General features: G+C 53.5%; 19 protein-coding genes and 1 tRNA gene. 5 read left to right on the top strand and 15 right to left on the bottom strand.

The genetic code is table 11. The annotated features are described in order from the left end of the window. Positions 1–82: 82 nt before the first annotated feature. The 3 genes from C5Y83_RS26765 to C5Y83_RS26755 form a co-directional block, all read right to left on the bottom strand. The gene (locus tag C5Y83_RS26765) at positions 83–562 is read right to left on the bottom strand and encodes a cupin domain-containing protein (RefSeq protein WP_105332851.1); all 480 of its coding nucleotides are present in this window, start codon (positions 560–562) and stop codon (positions 83–85) included. A gap of 277 nt (positions 563–839) precedes the next feature. Then, positions 840–1,100: a hypothetical protein gene (locus tag C5Y83_RS26760; RefSeq protein WP_105332850.1), complete on the bottom strand. Its 261-nt coding sequence runs from the start codon at positions 1,098–1,100 to the stop codon at positions 840–842. A 75-nt stretch (positions 1,101–1,175) separates the two neighbouring features. Then, positions 1,176–1,249: transfer RNA gene (locus C5Y83_RS26755), tRNA-Val, on the bottom strand. A gap of 281 nt (positions 1,250–1,530) precedes the next feature. On the opposite strand from C5Y83_RS26755, the gene C5Y83_RS26750 reads away from it, so the two are divergent. Together C5Y83_RS26750 and C5Y83_RS26745 are read left to right on the top strand one after the other, a co-directional pair. Beyond that, positions 1,531–2,454, top strand: coding sequence for a hypothetical protein (locus tag C5Y83_RS26750; RefSeq protein WP_146117935.1), 924 nt, complete (start codon positions 1,531–1,533; stop codon positions 2,452–2,454). A gap of 39 nt (positions 2,455–2,493) precedes the next feature. Beyond that, a complete protein-coding gene (locus tag C5Y83_RS26745; protein WP_105332848.1) occupies positions 2,494–3,432 on the top strand; it encodes an aldose 1-epimerase in 939 nt (312 codons plus the stop codon). An 84-nt stretch (positions 3,433–3,516) separates the two neighbouring features. Here the strand turns inward: C5Y83_RS26745 and C5Y83_RS26740 are convergent, their stop codons facing one another. The 7 genes from C5Y83_RS26740 to ftsH all read right to left on the bottom strand — a co-directional run bounded on the left by C5Y83_RS26740 (position 3,517) and on the right by ftsH (position 13,956). Then, a complete protein-coding gene (locus C5Y83_RS26740; protein WP_105332847.1) occupies positions 3,517–3,942 on the bottom strand; it encodes a hypothetical protein in 426 nt (141 codons plus the stop codon). A 299-nt stretch (positions 3,943–4,241) separates the two neighbouring features. Beyond that, complete coding sequence (locus C5Y83_RS26735) at positions 4,242–5,111, bottom strand: ABC transporter permease (RefSeq protein WP_233207368.1); 870 nt, start codon at positions 5,109–5,111, stop codon at positions 4,242–4,244. Continuing rightward, positions 5,108–6,103 carry an ABC transporter permease gene (locus tag C5Y83_RS26730; RefSeq protein ID WP_233207387.1) on the bottom strand — a complete coding sequence of 332 codons (996 nt, stop codon included), beginning with the start codon at positions 6,101–6,103 and terminating at the stop codon, positions 5,108–5,110. The genes C5Y83_RS26735 and C5Y83_RS26730 overlap by 4 nt, the downstream gene beginning before the upstream one ends. Positions 6,104–6,114: 11 nt before the next feature. Continuing rightward, positions 6,115–7,704 (bottom strand): ABC transporter substrate-binding protein, encoded by a 1,590-nt coding sequence (locus C5Y83_RS26725; protein WP_105332846.1) that lies wholly within the window; start codon positions 7,702–7,704, stop codon positions 6,115–6,117. A gap of 96 nt (positions 7,705–7,800) precedes the next feature. Next, on the bottom strand, positions 7,801–10,545 hold the full coding sequence (locus C5Y83_RS26720) for a serine/threonine protein kinase (protein ID WP_105332845.1): 2,745 nt from the start codon (positions 10,543–10,545) through the stop codon (positions 7,801–7,803). A gap of 252 nt (positions 10,546–10,797) precedes the next feature. Next, complete coding sequence (gene rsgA, locus C5Y83_RS26715; protein WP_105332844.1) at positions 10,798–11,940, bottom strand: ribosome small subunit-dependent GTPase A; 1,143 nt, start codon at positions 11,938–11,940, stop codon at positions 10,798–10,800. Positions 11,941–11,952: 12 nt separating this feature from the next. Then, on the bottom strand, positions 11,953–13,956 hold the full coding sequence (gene ftsH, locus C5Y83_RS26710; protein WP_409994603.1) for an ATP-dependent zinc metalloprotease FtsH: 2,004 nt from the start codon (positions 13,954–13,956) through the stop codon (positions 11,953–11,955). Between the two features lie 240 nt (positions 13,957–14,196). On the opposite strand from ftsH, the gene C5Y83_RS26705 reads away from it, so the two are divergent. Next, positions 14,197–14,661, top strand: a complete 465-nt coding sequence (locus C5Y83_RS26705; RefSeq protein ID WP_105332842.1) for an NUDIX hydrolase — start codon at positions 14,197–14,199, stop codon at positions 14,659–14,661. On the opposite strand, the gene C5Y83_RS26700 is transcribed toward C5Y83_RS26705, so the two are convergent. Next, the gene (locus tag C5Y83_RS26700) at positions 14,612–15,793 is read right to left on the bottom strand and encodes a hypothetical protein (RefSeq protein WP_146117934.1); all 1,182 of its coding nucleotides are present in this window, start codon (positions 15,791–15,793) and stop codon (positions 14,612–14,614) included. The two genes, C5Y83_RS26705 and C5Y83_RS26700, sit on opposite strands and share 50 nt — an antisense overlap. Positions 15,794–16,024: 231 nt before the next feature. On the opposite strand from C5Y83_RS26700, the gene C5Y83_RS26690 reads away from it, so the two are divergent. Further along, a complete protein-coding gene (locus C5Y83_RS26690; RefSeq protein WP_105332839.1) occupies positions 16,025–16,306 on the top strand; it encodes an acylphosphatase in 282 nt (93 codons plus the stop codon). 64 nt (positions 16,307–16,370) lie between these two features. Then, the gene (locus C5Y83_RS26685; RefSeq protein WP_105332838.1) at positions 16,371–17,939 is read left to right on the top strand and encodes an ABC transporter permease; all 1,569 of its coding nucleotides are present in this window, start codon (positions 16,371–16,373) and stop codon (positions 17,937–17,939) included. A gap of 125 nt (positions 17,940–18,064) precedes the next feature. On the opposite strand, the gene C5Y83_RS26680 is transcribed toward C5Y83_RS26685, so the two are convergent. The 4 genes from C5Y83_RS26680 to C5Y83_RS26665 all read right to left on the bottom strand — a co-directional run bounded on the left by C5Y83_RS26680 (position 18,065) and on the right by C5Y83_RS26665 (position 23,217). Next, entirely contained in the window at positions 18,065–19,159 is a 1,095-nt protein-coding gene (locus C5Y83_RS26680; protein WP_105332837.1) for a Gfo/Idh/MocA family oxidoreductase, read from the bottom strand. A gap of 56 nt (positions 19,160–19,215) precedes the next feature. Continuing rightward, positions 19,216–20,121 (bottom strand): UDP-3-O-acyl-N-acetylglucosamine deacetylase, encoded by a 906-nt coding sequence (gene lpxC, locus C5Y83_RS26675; RefSeq protein ID WP_105332836.1) that lies wholly within the window; start codon positions 20,119–20,121, stop codon positions 19,216–19,218. A gap of 112 nt (positions 20,122–20,233) precedes the next feature. Beyond that, positions 20,234–20,851 (bottom strand): OmpH family outer membrane protein, encoded by a 618-nt coding sequence (locus C5Y83_RS26670; protein ID WP_158262536.1) that lies wholly within the window; start codon positions 20,849–20,851, stop codon positions 20,234–20,236. 341 nt (positions 20,852–21,192) lie between these two features. Further along, entirely contained in the window at positions 21,193–23,217 is a 2,025-nt protein-coding gene (locus tag C5Y83_RS26665) for a M28 family peptidase (protein WP_105332834.1), read from the bottom strand. Between the last annotated feature and the right edge of the window lie 15 nt (positions 23,218–23,232).

Genomic DNA, 23,232 nt, shown 5'->3' with positions numbered 1-23,232 from the left:
GATTCGGTACGATCGGCAGGCGAAAGAACTATTGACATTCTTTCGCTAGATTGACAATGTTGCCGTGAGAACTGAAAAGATGTTACGGCTTTTCGCGGGCGTCGTTGATAGGTGGCTGCTCGTCGCCATGCAGAATTTGGGTAATTTGCTCTCCCTTTTCCCCGGCATAGAACACTAAGAACTCAGCATCTCCCTTCCCAACGTTTACGCCCCAGTGGGCTTTGTCGACGACCTCAATAAACGCGTCCCCCGCTTTAAGCTTCTTCATTTCACCATCGGGCATGTGAACATCCACCTCCCCCTTTTGCAGGACAGCTGCGTTGATCACGCTGTGAAAGTGGAGTGGCGTTTTCTTACCTTCCGGAATGATGATCTTCAACACGGTAATTTCAGGCTGGCCGGTCGGATAGTGTGGCAACGGTTTGTCGTCCCAAGCATCGCTCGACTTGGCAAGCGTCGTTACCTTGAGATCCCCCTCTCCCTCGTCATGCGCACTGACCATGCTGACGGTGCCAAGCACGACCAAAGAGATCCAGAATAGGCGACGGGTCACGGTGTTCATGGGGTGATCCTGTTAAGGTCTGATACCGAATGCACTCGAGCAAAAAGAAACCAATACCCGCAAAGGTAGGTTAAGCGGCGCGCGGGTAGATCACCTTGGGCCAGAAAGGTGGTACGCAGAAGAGTCTACCACCTGCCCGTTGCGAAAAGCGCCTCAAAATCGGGATAATCCCCCAGACGCCTACTGAGAAGGCTGCCCTGGCACGGCTTAAGAAAGAACGTTGGCCTCAAAGGTGGAGGGCAGTTACCTCTTCCGAAAACCGTGCCGTCAACAACCGTTACTCTTTGTTACCCATGTGCTGGTAGAGTTCCGCCATGAGTTCGCTGATCCTCAATGCCTTTTCGAAGGCTTCGGCGTCCAGCAAGATCGAAGGATGTCCGGAAACGTGCTCGCTCCAAGTTGCTTCGGCCAAGTAGATTCGATCGACTGCTTCGTGGTTTCCGTAGCTCTCAGGGCCGAAACGATCGACGAGTTCATCCATCGACTCTAACCCGTTTTCTTCCACGGCAGCACTCAACAGTTCTTCGCGTTCGTCCATGTCAGGAGATCCTTGAGCAAACAATTAGCGCATAGAAAGACCCGTAACTCCAACCGAGTTACGGGTTTAGGAAAGTGGGCGATGAGGGGCTCGAACCCCCGACATCTTGCTTGTAAGGCAAGCGCTCTAACCAACTGAGCTAATCGCCCGGGAATCCCACAATTTAACAATCGGCCCTTCGGATCGTCAACATGGGCACGTTTGAAATATCGCTGCTTCTGGAGGCCAGGAAACGATTTACGTTCGCCGATGAATCGGCTGTTCCTGGGCAAAATTGAAAAGATTGGAAGAAACTGCCGGACAGATCGATTTTTTCGAGGTTCAGCCAATAAATCCGGTCTAACGCTGGTCGAATTGTCCATCCGTGGTTACGAGAACCGACTATAACGAAGGGTTGATCCATTCCCTCCCCATCGTTTGGAGCCCCCTTTTGATCTGGCTGCGGATTCTATTTCTTTCCCTGCATCTGTTGTTGATGAACCTGGCGGCAGTGGGCCCGTTGTTGGCAATCTGGCTTGATATCCGCTCAATACGACGCGACCAGCCGGAAGTCGCTCGGCTAGGACGCTTGGTCGGTTGGTGCTCGCTGGCCGCGTTTGCACTGGGCATGGTTCTGGGACTCGTTCAGGGACTACTGATTTGGCTGGAAGGGGCCGACGCCTACTTTGCGGCGCTGGCCAATGTGTGGGACTCAAAAGTTATCTACGGCTTCATGGAGATAGCCTTCTCCGCCGTTTGCTTGCTGCTGTATCTTGCCTGGTGGCAGTACGGCAAGCGTGCAGCTATGTGGAAACGTGTTGTTTCTCGTTTCCTGGCAATTCTGGCAGCGACGAATCTGCTGTATCACTTTCCCACGCTATTTACGATCGTGGGGATGATGGCCCGCGGCGAGGTATCCGTCGATCCTCCGGTCGACTCGAGTGAGTTCCGATCGCTGCTGATTCAGAGCGAAGTGATCTGGTTCACGCTTCATTTCTGGTTGGCCTCTTTCGCCGTTAGCGGGCTAATCACCGGGATGTTTTGCCTGAAACGCTTGCCGGAAGACCAGCGAGAAGCAACTGCCGGAGCGGCCTTCACAATCGCGCTGGTCCCTACCGTTTGTCAGATTGTCGTTGGTTTTATGCTCACTACCTCCTTGAATTCGGCTCAACAATCGCGTTTGATGGGCGGTGATCCCCTTTGTACCGCTTTATTTGCAATCAGCCTCGGGATGGCCCTGTGGTTGATGCACTTGCTGGCCAGCTTGGCGTTTTTCGAGCGTGAAGCGAAGAAAGCCCATCAAGCCTCGTTGGTTCTCGGGGGAACCATTCTGCTGATGACTGCCGCCATGTTGTTAAGCCGTGGCGGAGTTTAATTAGTGTCCTCCTGATCCCTAATCTGGAAGATTCACAATATGGCTCTGGAAGTCATCGAAATTCGTGACGAAGAAACGGGTTCGTCCGCGAAGATTGCCCCCACGTTCGGATTTAATTGCTTCGAGTTCATCGCGAAGATTGACGGTCAGTCAGTCGACGTGTTGTGGTCGGCTCCTGATTTCGCCGACGGAACTGCTCGTCCCTCAAGCAGCGGGATCCCCCTGCTCTTCCCCTTCCCAGGACGAATCAAAGGGACCCGGCTAAGCTGGGAAGATCGCCAATTTGAAATCCCCGAAGGAGATGGTCGAGGGAACGCCATTCATGGTTTCGTGATGAACCGCGCCTGGCGCATCGTGGAACAAACGGACTCGAAAGTGACGGCCCAGTTTCAGGCCGCCAAAGATGATGCAACGCTTTTAGAACAGTGGCCAACTGACTTTAAAGTTACGGCTACCTACGAAATCTCCGGGGCGACGCTAACCGGAACGTATCTCATTGAAAACCCTTCGGAAAAGCCATTGCCGTTTGGTTTTGGTACGCACCCATACTTCAAAGTGCCAATCGGTGGTGACTCGGCCGACGCTTGCGAGATTGTCGTACCGTATACCTTCGCCTGGGAATTCAAGGATCAGATGGCCAGCGGCAACCAATTCAACCGCGACACCGATCCTTTTCAACCGGTGTTGTTCAAGGACACCCAGTTCGATAACGGATTCGGTGGTTTAGAATGTGAAGACGGTCTCTGCACGACCTCCATTCACGATCCTGGCTCTGGACGAACGATCGAACAGCAGTTCGACGACCAGTTTGATTCGGTCGTTCTGTACAACCCAGGCCATCGCCAAGCCTTCTGCATCGAGCCATACACGTGCATCCCAGATGCCTTCCAGCTTCGCCGGCAGGGTTATAATGGTGGCTTGCGGGTATTGGCCAGTGGCGACAAGTTCGAGACTTCCATCCGTATTCGCGTGAAGTAACGCATATCGCGACACACAAGAACGAAAAAAGCCTCGCCAAAGTGACGAGGCTTTTTTTGATTTGCGAGACTTATCGGAAGTCGATTACTTTTCTTCTTCCGAATCAGTACCTTCAGCGGCAGGCAGCTTACCTTCTGCGATCTTCTCGCCGAACGTTTGGCCGGAGACCGACTTTTCTTTAGCAACCTTGTCGAGAGCTTCGAACAGTTCCTTTTGAACTGCTTCTGGCTCGTCCTTGCGTCGTTTTGCACCGTAGTCCGACTTGTCGAGCAGCTTGGCCAGAGCTTGACCATATTCGTTGCGAATCTTCTTGCTCTTTTCACCGTGGCAAACGGTGCACTTGGCTTCCTTAACGGCAGCGGCTAAGGACTTTTCGGCGTCGGTCGTTGGCTCTTCCAATTTGTACCGATCGGCAAACGCATCGCCGAAGGCTTTGACGGCAAAGGCTGATTGGATGGAAAACGACGAGGCAGCTACGACTGCCACTAGACAAAGTGCAATTCTCTTCATGAAAGTCTTCTCCAAGCAAAAAGTTCCCGCAGTAGATTCCAAAGGTGTTCATGCCGTCGCAGGTGGGATAATCGACAGCGGGAAGATTGTGATTCAGTAACCCCTAGGCTACCCTACTAGTTAAACTTGCTTAGTTTAGCGTGTCAAGCAATCCCATGGCGGTTTGGCGCAAACAAATGCCATCCTTCTTGATAGCATTATATTTGTGGGCATATTCCGCCGTTTTTAGTACGCGAATGACAGAGATGAGTTCACAAAAAAACTCAATTTCCTGCTTGTCAGGCTATTGCAGCAGATCGCTAGTTTCCGCGGGAACGTCGGCTCAAAGCCTCTCGTAGGCCGTCACCGAACAAGTTGAATCCGAGGATCGTCATTGAAATCGCGATCCCCGGAGCAATTGCGGGCCAGATGGTGACGTGCAAGTATTCTTTCGCTTCGACCAGCATTGCACCCCACTCGGCATGGGAAGGATCGCCAGCGATTCCCAAGAAGGATAGTCCCGCAACTTCCAGAATTGCGTGCCCCAAGCCAAGCGTGGCCAACACCCAAATTGTCCCAGTCACTGCTGGCAAAAAGACGAATATTACCATGTAGAGTGGTGTCGCTCCGGCGGCGATCGCTGCCTCCGCATAGGCGGTGTGCTTGAGTGAAAGCATCTCAGCACGTATCTGTCGTGCGAATACCGGTACATTAATCAGCGCCACCGCGATAATCACCGCGGGCCAGCCTGGGTGAAGAGCCGCGATCACCAGGAATGCGATCAGTAAGCTGGGAAAGGAGAGCCAGATGTCGATCAACCGCATGACAAACATATCGACACGGCCACCATAATAGCCCGCCAACATGCCCAGGCCCACTCCGACCACAACGGCACACGAAATCGACGTGATACTGGCGATCAACGAGAGTCGCGAGCCATGTAGGACCCGTGTGAGCACATCCTTTTCGTTGGAGTCGGTTCCCAGCCAATGCTCGCTACTAGGTGGTTGATTCTGCCCGTCACGAACATCCGGCCCATAAGGCGAAATGACATCCGCGAATATGGCTGAAAAGACGAACAGAAAAATCAAAAAGCCTCCGATCCAGATACCGGGGACCCGGATCAGACGGGAAGAAAGCGATGGCGCCGCGGGTGGGGCACCAACTTCAGCGATGGATGCAGTGCTCAACTTCGATTCCCCTCCCGCAGACGAGGATCGAGAACCAAGAACAGTACGTCCAGTATGAGATTCAACGTAACGAAGATCGCGGATATCACCAAAGCACAAGCCTGAACTACGGCGTAGTCGTAGTCGCGAATCGCATCAACAACGTACCTTCCCAGCCCAGGCCAATTAAAGACTGTCTCGGTAAGGATCGCCCCGGTAAGCAACATCCCAAGCTGGAAGCCGACAATATTCATGACGGATAACGAAGCATTGGGAAACGCATGCCGCAGGATCATCCGGAACATGCTGGCTCCCTTGGCCCGAGCCGTTCGCAAATAATCGGAGTCGAGCACTTCAAGCATGCTGTTTCGAGTGATTCGCGAGATAACGGCAAGCGGAATCGTCGCCAATGCCGTGGCTGGCAAAATCAAGTGCCGAATGCACTTGGCCGTGATTTGCCACTGACCGGTGAAAAGAGATTCGAGGAAATAGAAATCGGTCGTCATACTATGCTGCGTTCCTGGCGGAAGCCGAAAGCCGCTCGGCATCGAAGGGAACATTACGATCAAACAGATCGCCAGAAAGAAAACCGGGACACTGACACCGAGAAGTGCGATGCCCATCGATAACCAATCAGGCCACCGATTCCGCCACAATGCGGCAATAATGCCGATCCCAATACCCAGCGGTACGGCGATCAGCATAGCCGCGACCGCTAATTCGGCGGTCGCAGGAATCGCATGACTCAAACGTGTGCTGATTTTTTCGCCTTGCCGAGCGAAGGATTCCCCGAGATTTCCCTGGGCAAGCTGGCCCACGAAACGAATTGCCTGCTTCCAGATCGGATCGTTCCAACCTCGCTCGGCCATCTCCATTTCGATCTTCTCAGGAACGGCATGTTGGCCAAATTGAGCGATGACAGGATTGGCCGGCAAGACACGAACCGCGACGAATACTGCCAGGACAGCGATCAACATGGTCACGACCGCTTGTAGCAACCGCGAAAGAATCATGCTCCACACAGTTACTGCTCTCCCTCGATCCGCGCGGTCTTTAACCGCACTCGCGAAGAGGGATGCAACTTGTAACCCTTCACATTGTCCCGCTGAGCAATCCGCACCGGCACATGCACTAGCGGCAACACAGGAGCATCGGCATAGATCAATTCCTGGGCTTGTTCGTAGAGGGCAGTCCGTTTCTCCTGATCAAGTTCCAACTCAGCGGCGGCGAGCAATTGATCAACTTCCGCGTTCCGATATCGGCTCAAGTTATTCCCACCGATATCGTTGATGTTGTCGGAATGCAAAAGCGTATGCAGGAAATTGTGAGGGTCCGCGATGTCGGCACTCCAACCGCTCAAGCCGAGTTCGTGTTCGCCCCGCGTCATGCGTTGAAAGTGCTGCCCGATGTCGTTGGTGATGATTTCGATTTTGAAACCAACCTTTTCCAGGGCATCTTTGATAAAGATCGCCGTTTGTCTTGGCTGCTGCATGTAGGGACGCGGCTGGTCCATCACGAACAGCTCTAACTTGACTGGCAGAGAAAAGCCGTTCTCTTCGGCAGCTTCCTTCAGAAGCTTTTTGGAAAGCTCGGGGTCGAAACTTCGATCCGGTACATTCGCCCCATGTCCCCACAGCGTGGGCGGAACCATGGTTTTGGCCTTCTCGGCTTTGCCCGAGTAGGCGACATCGATGAGGCGATCACGATCGATCGCATGGCAAATTGCCTGGCGAACCTTTGGTTGATCCAACGGCGGCTTTTCGGTTTGCATCGTCAAGTAGCCAATGTTGATCCCTGGCGTGGACTGCACCACGATACCAGGAGCGTTCTCCAGGCTGTCCATTTCTGCAGGGGGCAAATTATCACCAATGTGCACTTCACCCCGAGCGAGTTGCGTGACACGGATCGAGCTTTCCTTGGTGGGCAAGAAGACGACTCGCGAAACTCCAGCTGGCTTACCCCAATAATCGTCGAACCGTTCCAGCAAGATCTCTTGTTCTGGCTTCCAGTGATCGAACTTGAAGGGTCCAGCACCAACCGGATGACGAGTGAATTCCGGACCATACTTCTTGACGGCCGTTGGGCTGACGATGCCTGAGGAAAATAAGGCCATATTCGCCAGGAAGGTAGCCTGAGATTCCTTCAATTTGAACCGAACCGTTAAATCATCGACCGCTTCGATGCTTTCGATTTGGGTGTAGTTGGAGTAGTACGGAATGATGTTGTTATGGACGTCTGGGTGATCAGGATCGAGAATTCGCTCGAACGTATAGACCACCGCATCCGCATTCATCGGTGTTCCGTCATGGAACTTAACATCGGGACGAAGCTTAAACGTCCACTCACGGCCATCTTCGGTCACTTCCCATTCGGTCGCCAAGCAGGGAACGAGATCAAGCGTGGTCTCGTCGTACTCGACTAAGGTATCGAAGATGTTGACGATCACTTTTACCGATTCACCGATATCGGTATGAATCGGATCGAGACCGTTCGCATCACCGCCACGGCTGTAGATCAAGGTATCGGTCGGAACGGGCGACCCACCTCCACATCCGAGCAGAGGCCACAGAGTAATCAGAACTAAGCAAAAGCGAAAAGCGTTCGAGAATTCCATGCAGCGAATCACGCAGTAAGCGGCGTTAGCGAGGAAAGTTAAGATTCTAACGTTCGTTCGTACAACGCGACAACCTGCATAATTAACGTTGTTGGATCAATTTGTGGTCGCCGGCTTGGGCCTACCGGCCCCAGCGAGGGGCGAAGGCAAAAATGGAAGTTCGGAGAAATTAATCCCTGCATTTCGCTTACCAGGACGCAAAGCAAGGTTCCGCGACAGGTCATCCAACAAGACATAGTCTTGCGGTCCGCGTACAGAATAAAGCTTGGTTTGGGACAACGGCATCGCCCAAATCGAGCTACATGGTTCGGAGAAATTATCTTCCCACTTCACCTTCCACTCACCGTAATCGAGGGATCGCGAGTCGCTGGCCTGAGCGGTCGACGCTAGAAACATCATCGTTCGTGACGGCATACTCATCTCGTAGACGTTCGCCTTGAGGTTGCTGTCTCCGAAATCGAGCAGATTCAAGATGTTGTCGGTCGTCTGGGTACTGCTTCGTTGACTCAGAAACGGACTGGTCACTCCCCAGGTCACGATTGAGTCTTTCATATTAACCCGTAGCGGGATACAACTGGCCCCGTCTCGACGAATCACGCTGCCGCCGGTATCGATCGTACAACCGTCGAAATTCATTTTCACCATGCCGCTCATGGCATTATCGATCGCGGTTGAGGTCGAGCTCAACACACTACCGGAGAGGGCTAACAAGCTGTTATCGCAGAAGACATTCAGCGGCTGTTGTCCGTTCGAGCGAATCATGCTTGCTTCACCACGGACCATCGAATCTTGGATAGAAATCGCACTGTAACGCGAAGTCGCCAACGTGGACGAACTGGCTGGCTCAATCGCCGTAGGCCGCATCGTAATTACCGATACGCCTCGCCGCATTTCTTCGCGGAACATCTTTTCATCGCTACGTTCCACCGTTATCTGGCACCCGGAGAGAACCAATTGCTTTGCATTCTCCATCTCGAACAGCGTCCAAGACCGTGTCGTCGCCGGAGGTACCGCCATGGTGATGGCGACATTTTGTATTGTGAGACTGCCTCGCGTGATCAGGATCATGCGGTTGAGCAGTTCGGGTTCATACTCAAGCGGCGTGAAAACAATCGACGGGGTAAAGCCAATACCTGCACGAATCGTTAGACCGGCATCTTCAACCAACAGTGGCCGCTCCGATCGCTCACCGTTGTAGCGAAGTTCAATCGTATCCAGCATTGGATCGGCCTGAGCCATGGTGATCGCTTCGTACAATGTGTCGACCGTGGTCGGCACAACAATCACATTCGCTGCTACGGAAATCGGAGGAGAAATAACCTCTTCCGACATGACATCTGACGGGGCTGTGGCCGATGGCTTCGTTGTCTCCGCAAACGTGCCGTCGGACGAGCGTGGCAATGTTGTTGTCGGCAAGTCCATTGCCACGGAACTACCCGATTCGGGAGCCATTACGGGGGACTTTGGTTTCGCGTCTTCGATTTCAATCGGAATAACGTTGGCGCCACCACTTTCCGTTTTTGAGGTCCCCGCCCCATCACTGCCGGCCGTCTCTTCACCGACATCGACCGGTTGTAAGTCGGAGAAGTTGACATACGACGGCTGCGAAATGAGGCTGTCATCCTGGGCCGACCAAATCACGTCGGCGACGAAACAGATGGCAAGCAGAATCGCGACAGGCATTACCCAGGGCAGATGCCGCTCCAGGATCGTATTCCGTTGCTCGGTGGTGGGCACGTAGACGGCTGAGGTGACGTGCGGAGCGGCCAGGCCTAATTCGTCGATCACGATCAACGCTGCCGCGATCAATTCACCCGGTTTCTGAAATCGATCGTTGGGATTCTTAGCCATCAATCGGCTTAAGATATGAACGACTTCATCCGGCAACTCAGGGCGAAACTCGCGCGGGTCTGGCGGTTCTTCCCCACTGTGACTAAGAAGCTTTTGCAGCACGGTTCCTTCCGGAAACGGTGGACGCCCCGTCAACATAAAGAAGAAGGTGCATCCCAGTGAGTACAAGTCACTGCGTACGTCAGCACTGCGTGGATCGCGAGCTTGCTCAGGCGAAATGTAGTCAAACGTTCCGAGCGTCATGCCCGAAGCAGTCAAATCGCTGTCTTGTGAATTGACCTGGTGCAAACGTGCCAGTCCCATATCGACCAGCTTCGCAAGGTGGCGAGAGTCAACCAAGATGTTTGACGGTTTAATGTCACGGTGAACCACATCGCGCGTCGTTGCATGGTCGAGTGCTTCGGCAACTTGCACCAGGTAACTGATCGCAAGTTCCAGTTCCAGAGGACCATTCCGCTCGACTTCATCACGGATATTAGTTCCGTCGATGTATTCGAAGACGATGTAGTTCCATCCCTTATCTTCACCAACGAAATATACGCGGGCGATGTTGGGATGATCTAATCGGGCAGCACTTTGCGCCTCATTCTTGAACCGGCGAACGGTTTCTTCCTTGGCATTATGCTCGCCCGAAAGGACCTTGATCGCCACACGTCGATTCAATTGTGTGTCGTGTCCACGGAAAACGGCTCCCATACCGCCAGCACCGACGAAAGCATCCAGCTGAAAATGCCCGAGCGTCTGGCCAACCAGTTCTCGACCGATCGTCAATTCGATAGACGATATCGAACGGCCATGCGAATCGTGAGCACTTCCTTTACGGGAAGAAATAACCGTTGGTGGTTCTTCGAGAAAGTTATGATCAACCGGACGAGGCAGATGCGTCGCGGAATCGCTGCCTGGCGGTTCCGGCAGGCGGTCCGCAGTCGACGCAACACGATCGTTGCGGACAGGCGGCGTACCGTCGGAATCTTTGGGTGAATCAGACATCAATTCGTTGTACGAGAAGGATTTGTCGCCACGTCTTGGGACAAACGTCTTCGACGTGGGCGGCTAGGGTGATGAGAAACCGCGAATAATCCATGTTTCATTGTAACCGACCAGCCGTCAAACAGCAGCACAAGTTTGCTAGAACGCTCGATCGTCAAGGTCGGCCGAGATTGGTTTGGGCCGCATTATCGGACCAATCGTGCTAGACGCCCCTTACGGAAGATTCAACCGCACAATCGGTCACTTAGGTAACTACGCAGCATCGCCTGCATGAATTTGGCAATAACTCTCGTAACGACGGGTGTCTAGAATTCCGTCCGCAACTGCATTTTTGACGGCACAATCTGTCTCGTGGGTATGCGTACAGTTCGGGAAGCGACACAGATTACCGAAGGGACGGATATCACGGAACAGACCAGCAACTTCCTCCGGGATAATGTCCCACAGCTGAAACTGGCGAATCCCAGGTGTATCGATCACATGCCCTTCCGTCGCGAGAGGGATCAGGGAAGCCGTCGTCGTCGTGTGTTTTCCCTTGTCGTTTTCACGACTGACGGCGCTGACACGTAGATTAAGTCCAGGCTCGATTGCATTTAACAGAGAAGACTTGCCGACACCACTTTGGCCGGATAGCACGGTATCTTTCCCGTGCAATGCTCGACGTAGACGATCGATCCCAATACCATCCTTTGCTGACACCAAGTGGACCTCGTATCCCAAGCTGCCGTAAACTCCGACGATCGTCTGTAGTTCAGCCGGATCGATCAGGTCGATCTTGTTGATGCAAAGAAGTGGTCGGATACCGGCATTCTCGGCGGTGACCAGATAGCGATCGATCAGGTTCGGCTTTAAACCAGGTTCTCCAGCGCTGCTGACGATAATTAGCTGGTCGACATTAGCGACGATTATATGCTGCCGCCCTTTGCTCGTTCGGCTGAGCACGCCGTAGCGAGGATCAACGCTTTCGATGATTCCTTCGCTCTCACCACTGGGACGAAACCAAACGTGATCACCCGCTGCGACCACATGGCGAACGTCGGTCGACATGGTCTTCAGCAGACGGCGCGTGGCGCACTGATAAACCGACTTATCACGGGCTTCGACTTCACTTACCAACCCTTGGACACGCAGCACACGCCCGGGAAGACAAGTTTCTTTGTCGATATGGATCGCATGGTTATCCGAATCGTCCGCGTTAGCATCTTCACTGCTAATGATGGTCCGCTTCCGAGTCAGTTCACCTTTGCCGGAAATCCGTTCCCGTGTGACTGATTTATCCGCATCGAATTCGTCACGGTTGAACCGCTTGGTGATATCACCTTGCCGCACTTTTTGCGTGCGGTTCTTCCTGAACTCGACTCGGCGTTTTTGTTGTCCCTTACCTTTTTTCGCCATGCGATCGTTTCGTCACTCGATTGGTGACTGGTTTGCCTCTTCGGTCTTTAGGTCTGCCGACGGGGCGACGAAACCGTTGGAGGCAATCTCCATTTCAGAATTCAATTTGCTCGCTTTCGAGCGGTGCACTGAAGGACCGATCAATTGCTCCACTTCTTGATCGGAAAGCTCTTCGTGTTCGCAGAGAGCATTGGTCAGCTTGACCAGCTTTTCACGATTCGTGGTCAGCACGTCGATCGCCTTGTCGTGAGCTTCATGCAGAATACGAGCGACTTCGTCGTCGATGATCTGCATGGTGTGCTCGCTGAAGTGGCGGTTTTCGTGGATTTCGCGACCGAGGAATGGGTCTTCGTCGGTAATCTTGTAGTTCACCGGCCCCAAACGTTCGCTCATGCCCCACTGCGTGACCATACGCCGGGCCATTTTGGTGGCTCGTTCCAGGTCATTCTCTGCCCCGGCACTTAGTTCGTTGTAGGCAATACGCTCCGCTGCTCGACCACCTAAAATGAACGCGAGTTGATCGTATAGTTCACTTTCGCTGATATTCATCCGGTCTTCCTCCGGCAGCGTTTGCGTCACACCAAGGGCACGTCCGCGAGGAATAACCGTTACCTTGTGCAGGCGATCGACGCCGGGCAATAGCCACGAAAGGAGCGCGTGACCTGCTTCGTGGTATGCGGTTTTTTCCTTCTCACGAGCGACCAGGGCTTCCTCTCGACGGGCCCCCATCAAGATCTTGTCGCGGGCATATTCAAAATCTTCCATCGTGACTGCGTCACGATCTTGTCGCGTGGCCCACAAGGCAGCTTCGTTGATCAAGTTGCGAATGTCGGCCCCAGTCAGTCCTACCGCGCCGGCAGCAAGTCGTTCGATATCAACATCGTCGGCTAACGGCACATCTCGGACGTGAACCTTGAAGATCTCGACACGCCCCTTAAATGTCGGACGATCGACCGTGATGTGACGATCAAATCGGCCAGGTCTTAGAAGCGCTGGGTCGAGAACGTCTGGGCGGTTGGTCGCGGCGACGACGATCACCGTCTCCCCTTGGACGAAACCATCCATTTCGCTGAGGATCTGATTGAGTGTTTGCTCTCGTTCGTCGTGACCACCACCTAAACCAGCACCACGCTGACGCCCCACCGCGTCGATTTCATCGATGAATATGATCGCTGGGCTGTTATCTTTGGCGGTTTTAAAAAGGTCGCGGACACGGCTGGCACCGACACCGACGAACATCTGGATAAACTCGGAACCGTTGATGGCATAAAACGGTACGCCAGCTTCGCCAGCGATCGCTCGGGCCAACAGCGTCTTACCGGTACCAGGAGGGCCAACCAACAGCACCCCTTTCGGAATCGTCCCACCAAGTCGCTCAAATTTCTCAGGCGTGCGTAGGAAATCGACGATCTCCATCAAATCGCTCTTAACACCTTCCAAGCCAGCGACGTCGTTGAATGTCACTGCTTTGCGGCTTGCTTCGTACCGTTTGGCCGGGCTCTTCGAGAAACCAGAGAGGAAACCACCTCCCATAATTTGGTCGCGGCTGCGGCGAACGCTGTTCCAGATCACGAACAGAATCACCAGAGGTAGCAGCATGAACACGATCCACATGATCGACTGCATGGCCTGGGAGGTATTATCCATATCCCATTCCAAGCCAGGCTGCTTCTGCTTTTGCTTTTGGAGCATCTCGGTCAGCTGTGCGAATTCCGGCGAATCCTGCGAAGCGATTCGCGTTCGAAACGCTGTCGGACGCTTGATCGGATCGCCTTCAGAATCGAGCTTGTCAACGAGCTTGCCATCCTTCTCTTCCTTAACATTCAGAGGGACTTTGAGCTCGCCGCGTGCTTCGCGGTCATCGAGGGTAACCTTTTTGACATTACCGTCTTCCAACTGGGCGTAAAACTCAGAAGTCTTCAGCTCGGTGTACGGAGGATCGGCGGTCGATATCAGCATGAACAACACCGCCACCACGAAGATACCGAGGGCGACAACGGTAAAATTCGATCGCATACCGCTACCGTTGGGGGGGCGTTCGTTGGGTTGTTCTTCGTTACGCGGATTTTCCGCCATGCAATTATCCTCAGCAGTCGGACAAGTTCACGGTTCTTTAACGATTTATACGCGGCTACATTGTAGCAGTTAATGGGTGTGGCTTGGCGTCAGCGGAACGAATAATCGCTCCTCACCTACCATACCGGCAGTAATTATTGCCAGAAAACAACTTAAGGAAAAATAGGGTTGCCACCAACCATGTCCACTTCACCGCAGCCCAGCAACGGAAAACGAGCGGTCGTCGGCGTCATTCTTTGGCGAAATCAGTTTTTAACCATACGTCGTAGCGAACATGTTGCCGCCCCGGGCAAAATTTGTTTTCCGGGGGGAAAGATCGAGTTGGGCGAGTCGGAAGAAGACGCGTTGATCCGGGAAATACAGGAAGAATTAGGGATTCTAGCGACTGCTGGCCATCGTCTTTACACCAACGTAACTGGCTGGGGAACATCCGTAGCGTGGTGGTTAACGCACATCGCAGAAGACGCCGAGGTGCAAATCAACGAAAAAGAAGTCGCCCATTGGTGCTGGATGGCTCCGGCTACCATGCTGCGGCATCCCGATTTGCTTTCCAGTAATCGAGACTTCTTGGCGTCTTGGAGAAATTCGGTCTTCTCTATTCCGGGAATAGCGGTGCCTGATATTTGGGATGATATTGACGATTAAACAGCTCCGGATCGAACTCATCCCGCACTTTCGGCATTTCCGGTACATCCAGTCCCCTTTGCGGCATCGACCGGAATGGACGCGGAACGCCTGTGTGGTCTGCATTAGCATTCGCTTGAAAAAGAGGATTCACAGCCTGCGGAGTCGATGTCTCCATTCCTTGAAATGCAACTGGCATATCAATACTGCCACCGTCGTGCGATTGTCCCTCACTAGGAGCGTTGAACGAAACTGGCATTACGCCGGAGTCGGCAGGACGTCGATTCGGCTTGCCGCTTCGCGCAACGCCAAATACCCAAGCTCGAATCGCAGAAATCTGCTCTGGGGATAGATTCGGTAAGCCACCCTCACCATGGCGTTCCGCACTCTTGGTAAGGAGCTTGCTCTTTGCAGCATCCGCGAAATCGACGTAATCGACTGCCGAATTCATGTTTCGGATCGTCAATCGGCGCGGCATCAGGCGGACATTCTCGAACTGTACGATCTTGAACCCATTCTCGGAGTTCACGCTATGACACCCGTGAACCGTGCAGCTATTGAGCATGATCGGTTGTACGGTACTGGCATAATACTGGACAACTTTTGGCGAAAGGGCTGGCTCGTTCTGGTCGTCCGCTGGAGAAGTCACCTCCGCTTCCCTTAAGACGGGCCTGGGAATTGGCTGCGTGTACTGGACTGGTTTGACTCCGTGGGGATTGTTCCGCTCTTCAAGCTTCACCTGGTATCGCCGATCAAGTCGGATCACGTCAGGGTCGCTGGGCCCTGATCGCATCGCAATCTCGTGGTGATACGTGGCTTCGTCCCACATATCGAGGCTCAAGCACCAATTCGCCAGTTCCACATGGTCGCGCAGCGTGGTTGTTCCGACGCTCGCTTTTTGCCTCAAATAAGCTTCTTCCATCGTCTTGCAAGCGAAAGAAACGCGTTCAGCCGGCATCCGGACGACTGAGTTATCGTTGATCGCCAGGACGTAGAATTCCCCCTCGCGGGTGATCTTGCCCTTCATCGCGTTCCCATTTGTCAAAACGAGAACCCCCTCGTACGGTGCCGCCAACGGGGTTTGCCCGGTGGCTACGGCAACTAAGAGGAAGAAGATGGAGACGACAAAATGGTGCGGAGTTGAGCATTTCATAGTGAGCGAACGCTACCAAGGTGGCATGTTCGGCGTCAATCTCAGAAAGTTTTTGTCGCCGGAAGTGCTATCAGTCGACAGATTTAGCACAACTCGCATAAAGAAAGCTTCATCTTCCGATCCATCCAACATCTTGCCACGTATAGAGTTTCAGCATCTAGCTGACCTGTGGCTGGTGAACTATGATGAGTGCTTGCTTTTGCCCTCGCATTGCTTCCCTGGGATGGTGACATGACGGATGAGTCTACCCAATTGCACGTCGTATTCAGCGGCCAAGTGCAAGGTGTCGGATTTCGTCAAACCACCGTCCAGATTGCCCGATCTCACCCCATCACCGGGTGGGTCAAAAACTTACCCAGCGGCAATGTCGAGCTAGTAGCTGAAGGAACGAAGACGGCGTGCAGCGAATTCCTGGCCGCAATCCGCGATCGAATGTTTGAGTACATCAACGATATCGATTGTCAGTGGCAGAACGCGTCGGATGAGTTCGAGCATTTCGAGATCCATTACTAATCTTCCTCCAAACGAAAGACGACTGCGGTCGTCCTCCGTTACCGGCAAATCTTTTTACTGATTTATGATCCCGAACACCTCCTCCCTTCTCGGCTTCTTTTTCTACATCGACGAAATCAACCGCCAACACTTGGCCACAGCCGTCTGGCTGTTTGCCGTGGGGGTGGTTCTTGGCTTGATGGTAGTTGGCCTCATCTGGGCACTCACCTTGATGTCCCGCAAGTTTGGCGGACGCTGCACCGCAGCGCTTCAAGGTCCCGTGCTGATGCCAATCTCGATTGTCCTGGGTATTTGGACGCTGTTGGCATTTGCCCTATGGCCTATGGTCCCCGATTCGATGCAGATTCTCCAATCTCTTAAGCAAATTCCCACCACCGGTACCAGCACCTATGAATTAGTGGTGCCGGTCGCCAGTGGTGAAGTCGATCAAAGGGGCCAAGTTCCCGCGTATCCACTCGAGATCGTCGTACCAACCGACCAAATGCGAACGATGGTCGTCGAAAGCACCGGTAAAATTGACCTGGTAGCCCGTATTCAAGGAACCGACGAAGACGTTGTCAGCTTTGACGTCGCTGGTGGTGAAACGTTTGAATGGCGACGGGGCGATCGCGGAACGCTATTACGAAAAATTCCGACCGGCGAAACCGTGGAATTTCTCGCTCGCAACATTACGAACTCCGATATTCAGGTCGACGTAACCCTCACGACCGAACCAGAGCATATCGAAGCAGAATCGATCTTCTTTGTTGCCGCATTGGTCATCGGCCTTTACGTCACTTATTTCATCATGGCGTGCGTCCTGCCTAAGATGTCGGCCATTGCCGAAGCAACCGTCCGCAGCGAACTGTATCAGATCTTATTCCTGCTCTGTGCGGTCATCGGCTGTTTGTTCATGGTCGCTTCGATCTACATTCCCTACCAAACATTTGGCGAAGACATCAAGGTCCTGAAGCACACCTGCCTCCAGGCCATGATGGTGCTGGGAATCGTGGTCGCAATCTGGGCCGCTTCGCGAAGTATCGCCGAAGAAATTGAAGGACGCACCGCCCTGACCTTACTCTCCAAGCCAGTCAGCCGCCGTCAATTCGTCCTCGGCAAGTTCGCCGGTATTGCCTGGCTGGTGAGCGTGCTCTTCGTGATCATCAGCTCGGTATTCGTCGTTTCGGTGGCTCAGAAGCCCATCTTCGACAAACGCGAAGGTACGGTCATCGAATACGAAGGTGAAAAGGGTATCACCTGGCAGGTGCTGCACCACGAGGCGATGAGCGTGGCCCCTGGCCTGCTTTTGGTTTACATGGAAACCCTGGTTCTCGCGGGCGTTTCGGTCGCGATTTCGACTCGCTTGCCAATGGTGGCTAACTTCATGCTGACCTTCGGAATCTGGGCCTTAGGGCACTTAACGCCCTCGATTATGCAGGCCTCGGTCGAGGGATTTGAACCGGTGCAGTTCGTGGCCAGTTTCGTGGCGACCATCTTACCGGTGCTTAAGAACTTCGAAATTTACGGGGCGATCTCGGCCGGACGCGAGATACCTTTGGCCTACTTGGCAGGTACGGCACTCTACACCGTACTCTACGGTGCGTTGACCATGTTCCTCGCCCTGATCCTGTTCGAGGATCGCGACCTGACTTAATCGTCTGGCCGAACATTCATTCAACCGATCAATAAAAAAAGGCTACCAATTTCGTAGTAGCCTTTTTTCGTTTCTATTAGGCAGTCATGCCCAGGCGGGCATTCGAATACGTACACCCCAGGCAACTATGCAGCCTTCTTTGGCTTGGTAGCACGCTTGGTTTCTGGCTTCTTAATTTCCGACCGCATGGTTGGCCCCACCAAGTCGAACTTGCCGCCGTCCCAGCGATGCCTTTGAACGGCTTCACTGACCTGAAGAGCCACGGACAACGCTTCGCGCGCCGCTTTGCCGGTCACCGTGGGGGTCAAGCCGCGTTGAATACAATCAGCGAACTCGAGCAACTCGGCTTCGATCGCGTTGCTGGCGGCAACTTCCGTTTCCTGGCAAGGAAGAACGGTGGAGAACAAGTGATCGCGGACGTGCGTCTTGCCTTCTGCCGAAAGCTCGTGCACTTCGGAAACGCCTGACTTCACGATATCATCCGCCACGATCGATTTGACCATGCGACTTGTGAAGTCCACGCCGACAAAACCGGCATCGCTGAAGACTTCCATATGGCGTGAAGGATTAAAGCTAGCGCGGGAAGCAGTCAGATTCGCGACACAACCGTTTGCGAACGTGAGCCGTGTCTCGACAATATCTTCGTGCGGACCAAAGACCGTGAGACCGGTTGCCTTCACATCAACGACCGGGCTTCGAACCAAGCTAAGTACCAGGTCGATATCGTGAATCATCAGATCCAGCGTAACTCCGACATCGATCGAACGGAACGAGTAACCACTGGTGCGGGCCGCTTGAATGAATCGAGGCGACACAATTTTCTTAGTCGCTTCGCGAAACGCCGGATTAAATCGTTCGACATGGCCGACCTGCAAGACACTGCGATGATGTTCGGCTAGATCAATTAGCTCGTCCGCTTCCTCGGTTGTCAGCGTAATCGGCTTTTCAATGAGGACGTGCTTGCCTTGCTCCAACAGAGGCGCCGCAACCTCTTTGTGATAGAGCGTCGGTGTGGCGATTACGGCTGCGTCGATCTTGGAAGAGATCTCGCTGACGTCATCATAACCCTTGAGCTTGTATTCTTTGCAGAACGCATCTCGGGCCTGCTTCGCGGGATCGACGACCCCGACAACCTTGAAGGCCGAAATCCCTTTAGCCAGGCGGGCATGAATCTTACCCAGATGGCCCGTCCCGATAACCGCGAGTCGTACCTGACGCATTGCCTACTTCCTCTGAATTGGGTCGCACGGCGCTACGAAGCGTGTGGATTGAAGAATCAAGCGGTCCGCCGTGACATATAGGCTACTTGATTCTCTTTTAAGAGTTGTTTGACCAACTCGGCATTCAAACGATGACCACTGCGGTTGGCGATCACGGTCCCTTGAATATCGCATCCGGCCAAAGCCAGGTCTCCGACAAGGTCGAGCACCTTGTGCCGCACACACTCGTCCTCGAATCGAAGTTCGTTATCAATCGGACCTTCCGGTCCAAAGACTAGTAGTTCACTGAAATCGACATGGGTACCAAGCCCTTGCGATCGCAGCCATTCCGCTTCTTGCAGCAGCAAGAAGGTACGTGCCGGAGCAAGCTCGGCAGTAAAGTATTCGGGGTTGAGCTTTGCCTCAAGCGTTTCGCGACCGATCAATCCCTCAGTACCGAAGTCGAGTCGATACTTGAACTTCAATCGCTTAGATCCGCTTGGACGTGCTTCGACCCAACACTCGTCGTCACCTACCCGTACGACCTCGGAAATGGTCAACACGGGTCGAGGCGTCGCTTGCTGCTCGATTCCAGCAGCCAGGATTTGCTCGACATAGTCTTTGGCCGATCCGTCCAACCCAGGCATTTCAGCCGAGTTAACATGAACGAAACAGTTGTCGACCTGAAGACCAGCGAGAGCTGCGAGCACATGCTCGACCATTTCGACCGTGGCTCCTTGATGTACGAGATTCGTACGACGGGGAACTTCGATTCGATAGTCAACCAAAGCCGGGATTTGTGGAGAACCATCCATGTCTTCGCGAACGAAAACCACGCCGGTATCTTCCGGAGCTGGTAGAAAGCGAACGGTCACTTCCTTTCCGCTCCAATATCCGCGACCCGAGACGGTGGCGGCAGCCTTGAGAGTTTGCTGAAGTCGTGCGATCGGTTCGCCTTGCTGGGCGATGGATGCGGAGTTCATAGAGGCGATGCTTAGCCAATTCTGACGAAGGGATTCTCTCGAACGGCAAAAGGCGAGACCAACCTATCGGCCTCGCCTTTGCTCATAGCTCAATGACGCGTGCGAGAACCGATTAACGGCCCACTGGAACCTGGCTGGCAGGCCCCGAGGCGGTCGCAGGCACACCGTTGTTCAGGATTCGCAGGATATCGTAGGTGATATCGATTTGATTCTGGTAGATAACCGGACGATTAACACCTTCCAAAACCGACTGGCGGTTGGTTGGGTCAATGTCGTTGCTGTTGTACCGCAAGACCAGCGTGATGTTGTGACGCTGAGCGAAGGTAGCAACTGTTTGGGTGACCTGGTTGTAGGTGTTGTAGTAAACGCGGGCTTCCTTCTCCATGAAGTCCTTCTTCTGCATGCCAACTTTGACTTGCAAATCGGCTTGGAGCTTGGCCAGCTTTTCTTCCATGGCCTTGTATTCTGGGGTGCCGGCTTTGTAGCCTTGCAGTTCGTCAACCAAGGTCTTCATACCGTCGCGTTCCTTGGTCAACGCTTGTTCAGCTGCATCCACCGAAGACTTCAGGTCGTCCATTTGCTTCTTGAACAAAGCATGGTTCTTGAAGATGACCGGAATGTCGATCACGGCGATGTTTCCACTACCTGCGTTCTGGGCCCAGGCAGGCGTGGCTTGACAGAAAGCGGCCAACGCGACCGCGACACAGAAACAAGAGAAAAATCGCTTCACTTTCAGCACTCCTTGCTGGACAAATATGGGTCTTCCTGACCTTCACGCGAACAGCCCATGGCGGGTTGGCTGCCACGGAACAAATACCGAGTACGATTTTCGCCGAGTGAACGGGAAAGTCGCGACATTTTGCCGAGTTGTCTCTAACGCGTAAAGTGCAATCTGAGCATTTTTTTACTCGGGCACTTCGAGCTTGATAGAGCCCCTCGGAGGTGTACTACGCCCTATCGGCAAATAGGGTTCGCACGCGCCGCGAAAAAAGGCTCTATCCGCAGATTCCAGCTTGAAATTAGGCGGCTAGCAGTGAGTCGCATTTACCCAATCTACCCGGCAAAGCTGTCTTAACGAGGTGGTGCCAGCGTGACGGTCAACGTCACCTCTTTGCCATCACGCAGGACGGTGACTTCGACCTTGTCTCCACCTTTGTACTTACGCAACGCGGCGTCGAAATCTTCCAAGCCACCAATACGGTTTCCCCCGAGATCGACCATCACGTCCCCTCCCTTCAGACCTGCATCTGCAGCGGGACTTCCGGGGCTGACTCCTTGTATCCCGTATCCTTTGCCCACCTGGGCAAAGTCAGGAATACTTCCGAAATAGGGGCGCGACCCACCCCGCATCTCGGGTCGTTTTTCTTCGACCTGAACATACATGGGGCGATCGTCTGCTTTATCAACCGCTAACAGGAATTCGACCGCGTAGTCGATGATGCGAGCCATACCTTCATAGTTGATTTTGTCGGCATCGTCGCTCGGACGGTGGTAATCGTTGTGGGTTCCGGTGAACAGAGCCAGCACAGGTAGCTGCTTTGCGTAGAACGAAGCATGATCGCTTGGCCCAAACCCGCCTGGGTCCATGGTCAACTTGAAGTCGTACTTCTCGTTGATCTTCGTCAGCAGAGGTTCAAACATCTTGGCGGTGCCGCTGCCCATACAGATCAGTTTATTTTCATCCAGCCGTCCCACCATATCCATGTTGAACATCATCAACGTCTTGTCGAGCGGAATGACCGGTTCCTTCACATAATGGGCACTGCCAAGCAGCCCCTCTTCTTCGCCTGAGAAGGCAATCACCAACACTCGATGTCGCAACTGATCCTTGATCGCCACCAGACGCTGTGTGACCGTCAGCAATGCGGTCGTACCCGATGCATTGTCGTCTGCCCCGTTGTGAATCTCATGAGTCAGCGGGGCCAGACTTCCCGATCCTCCCATGCCAAGGTGGTCGTAGTGGGCACCAATGATGATCACTTCATCCGAGGTCGCGTTGGGGGCTTCGATCATTCCAATCACATTGCGAATCGTCGCTTTCGTCCGGACAACGTCAGTTTGACCGACGGCCTTCCATCCTTCGATATCACCTACGATCGGCTTCAGATTCTTATCGATCTCGGATTCGATCTCGGCCAAGGTCTTACCGAATTGCTTTTCGATCAACGGCTCGAAATCGCTGCGTTTCGCGAACATGACGGGAAACTCAGGACGGCTCGACTCGTTGCCAGCTCCCGACATGGGAATGAGCTTATCCATGCCGGATTCCAACTGTTCCCCATACTCGGTGATTTTCTCACTCAAAGAAGAAACGTCCTTCGCGTACTGAATGACTTCTTCGTTGGAGTGCGTTTCCTTCTGGGAATATTCTGAATTGCGTTTCATCAAGTCGTTAACCGCCGTATCGAACGCCGATTGTACCTGTTCACGTTCTGCGGCTAAGCCGTAGGAATCGTTTATCAGAATCACCCCGGCAGCCCCCTCTTGGTAGGCATTTGAGATCTTGCGATTGAATAATGCGTGCTGCGAAGCGCCCGTGCCATCGAACACGCTATGTGGGTTATTTTGTTGCGGCTCTTTGCGAACGATCACGACGATCTTGCCTTTCACATCGAGACCTTCGTATTCGTCGTACTCTAGCTTTTTCGCCGAAATACCGTAGCCAACGAAGACCAGAGGTGCGTCAAACTTGCTGCTTCCTCCAACCGAGAGGGGCGTGAAGTCGGCGCCCAACTTCAACGTTTTCACTGTATCGCCTGAGACCAGCTGAAGCGTGTTCTTATCTGCGGGTCCCATTTCTGACGAGATATTCACTTCAAACGGCTGAAAGGGAGTGCCGTTTACCAGATTGGTTTGTAGTCCCATTTGCTCGAACTGCTTGGCCAGAAACTCAGAGGCCTCTTCCAAACCTTCCGTTCCAATACCACGGCCCTTGAGTTCGTCGGAGGCTAAATAACCGAGTGTCTGCTTGAGCTTTCCTAGAGTTGCTTCGGTGCTCGCTCGATCTTCCGCATTAGTCTGAGGCAAAACAGCCAGACTGAGCACGATTGTCAGAACCAACGAGACATTTTGCGGATAGCGGTTGAAGTGAAGCATGGACTACCGTTCCAC

It is taken from the genome of Blastopirellula marina (assembly GCF_002967765.1).
Lineage (GTDB): Bacteria > Planctomycetota > Planctomycetia > Pirellulales > Pirellulaceae > Bremerella > Bremerella marina_A.
The sequence above is the reverse complement of the archived record's forward strand: the minus strand, read 5'-3'. Positions and strand labels throughout refer to the sequence as shown.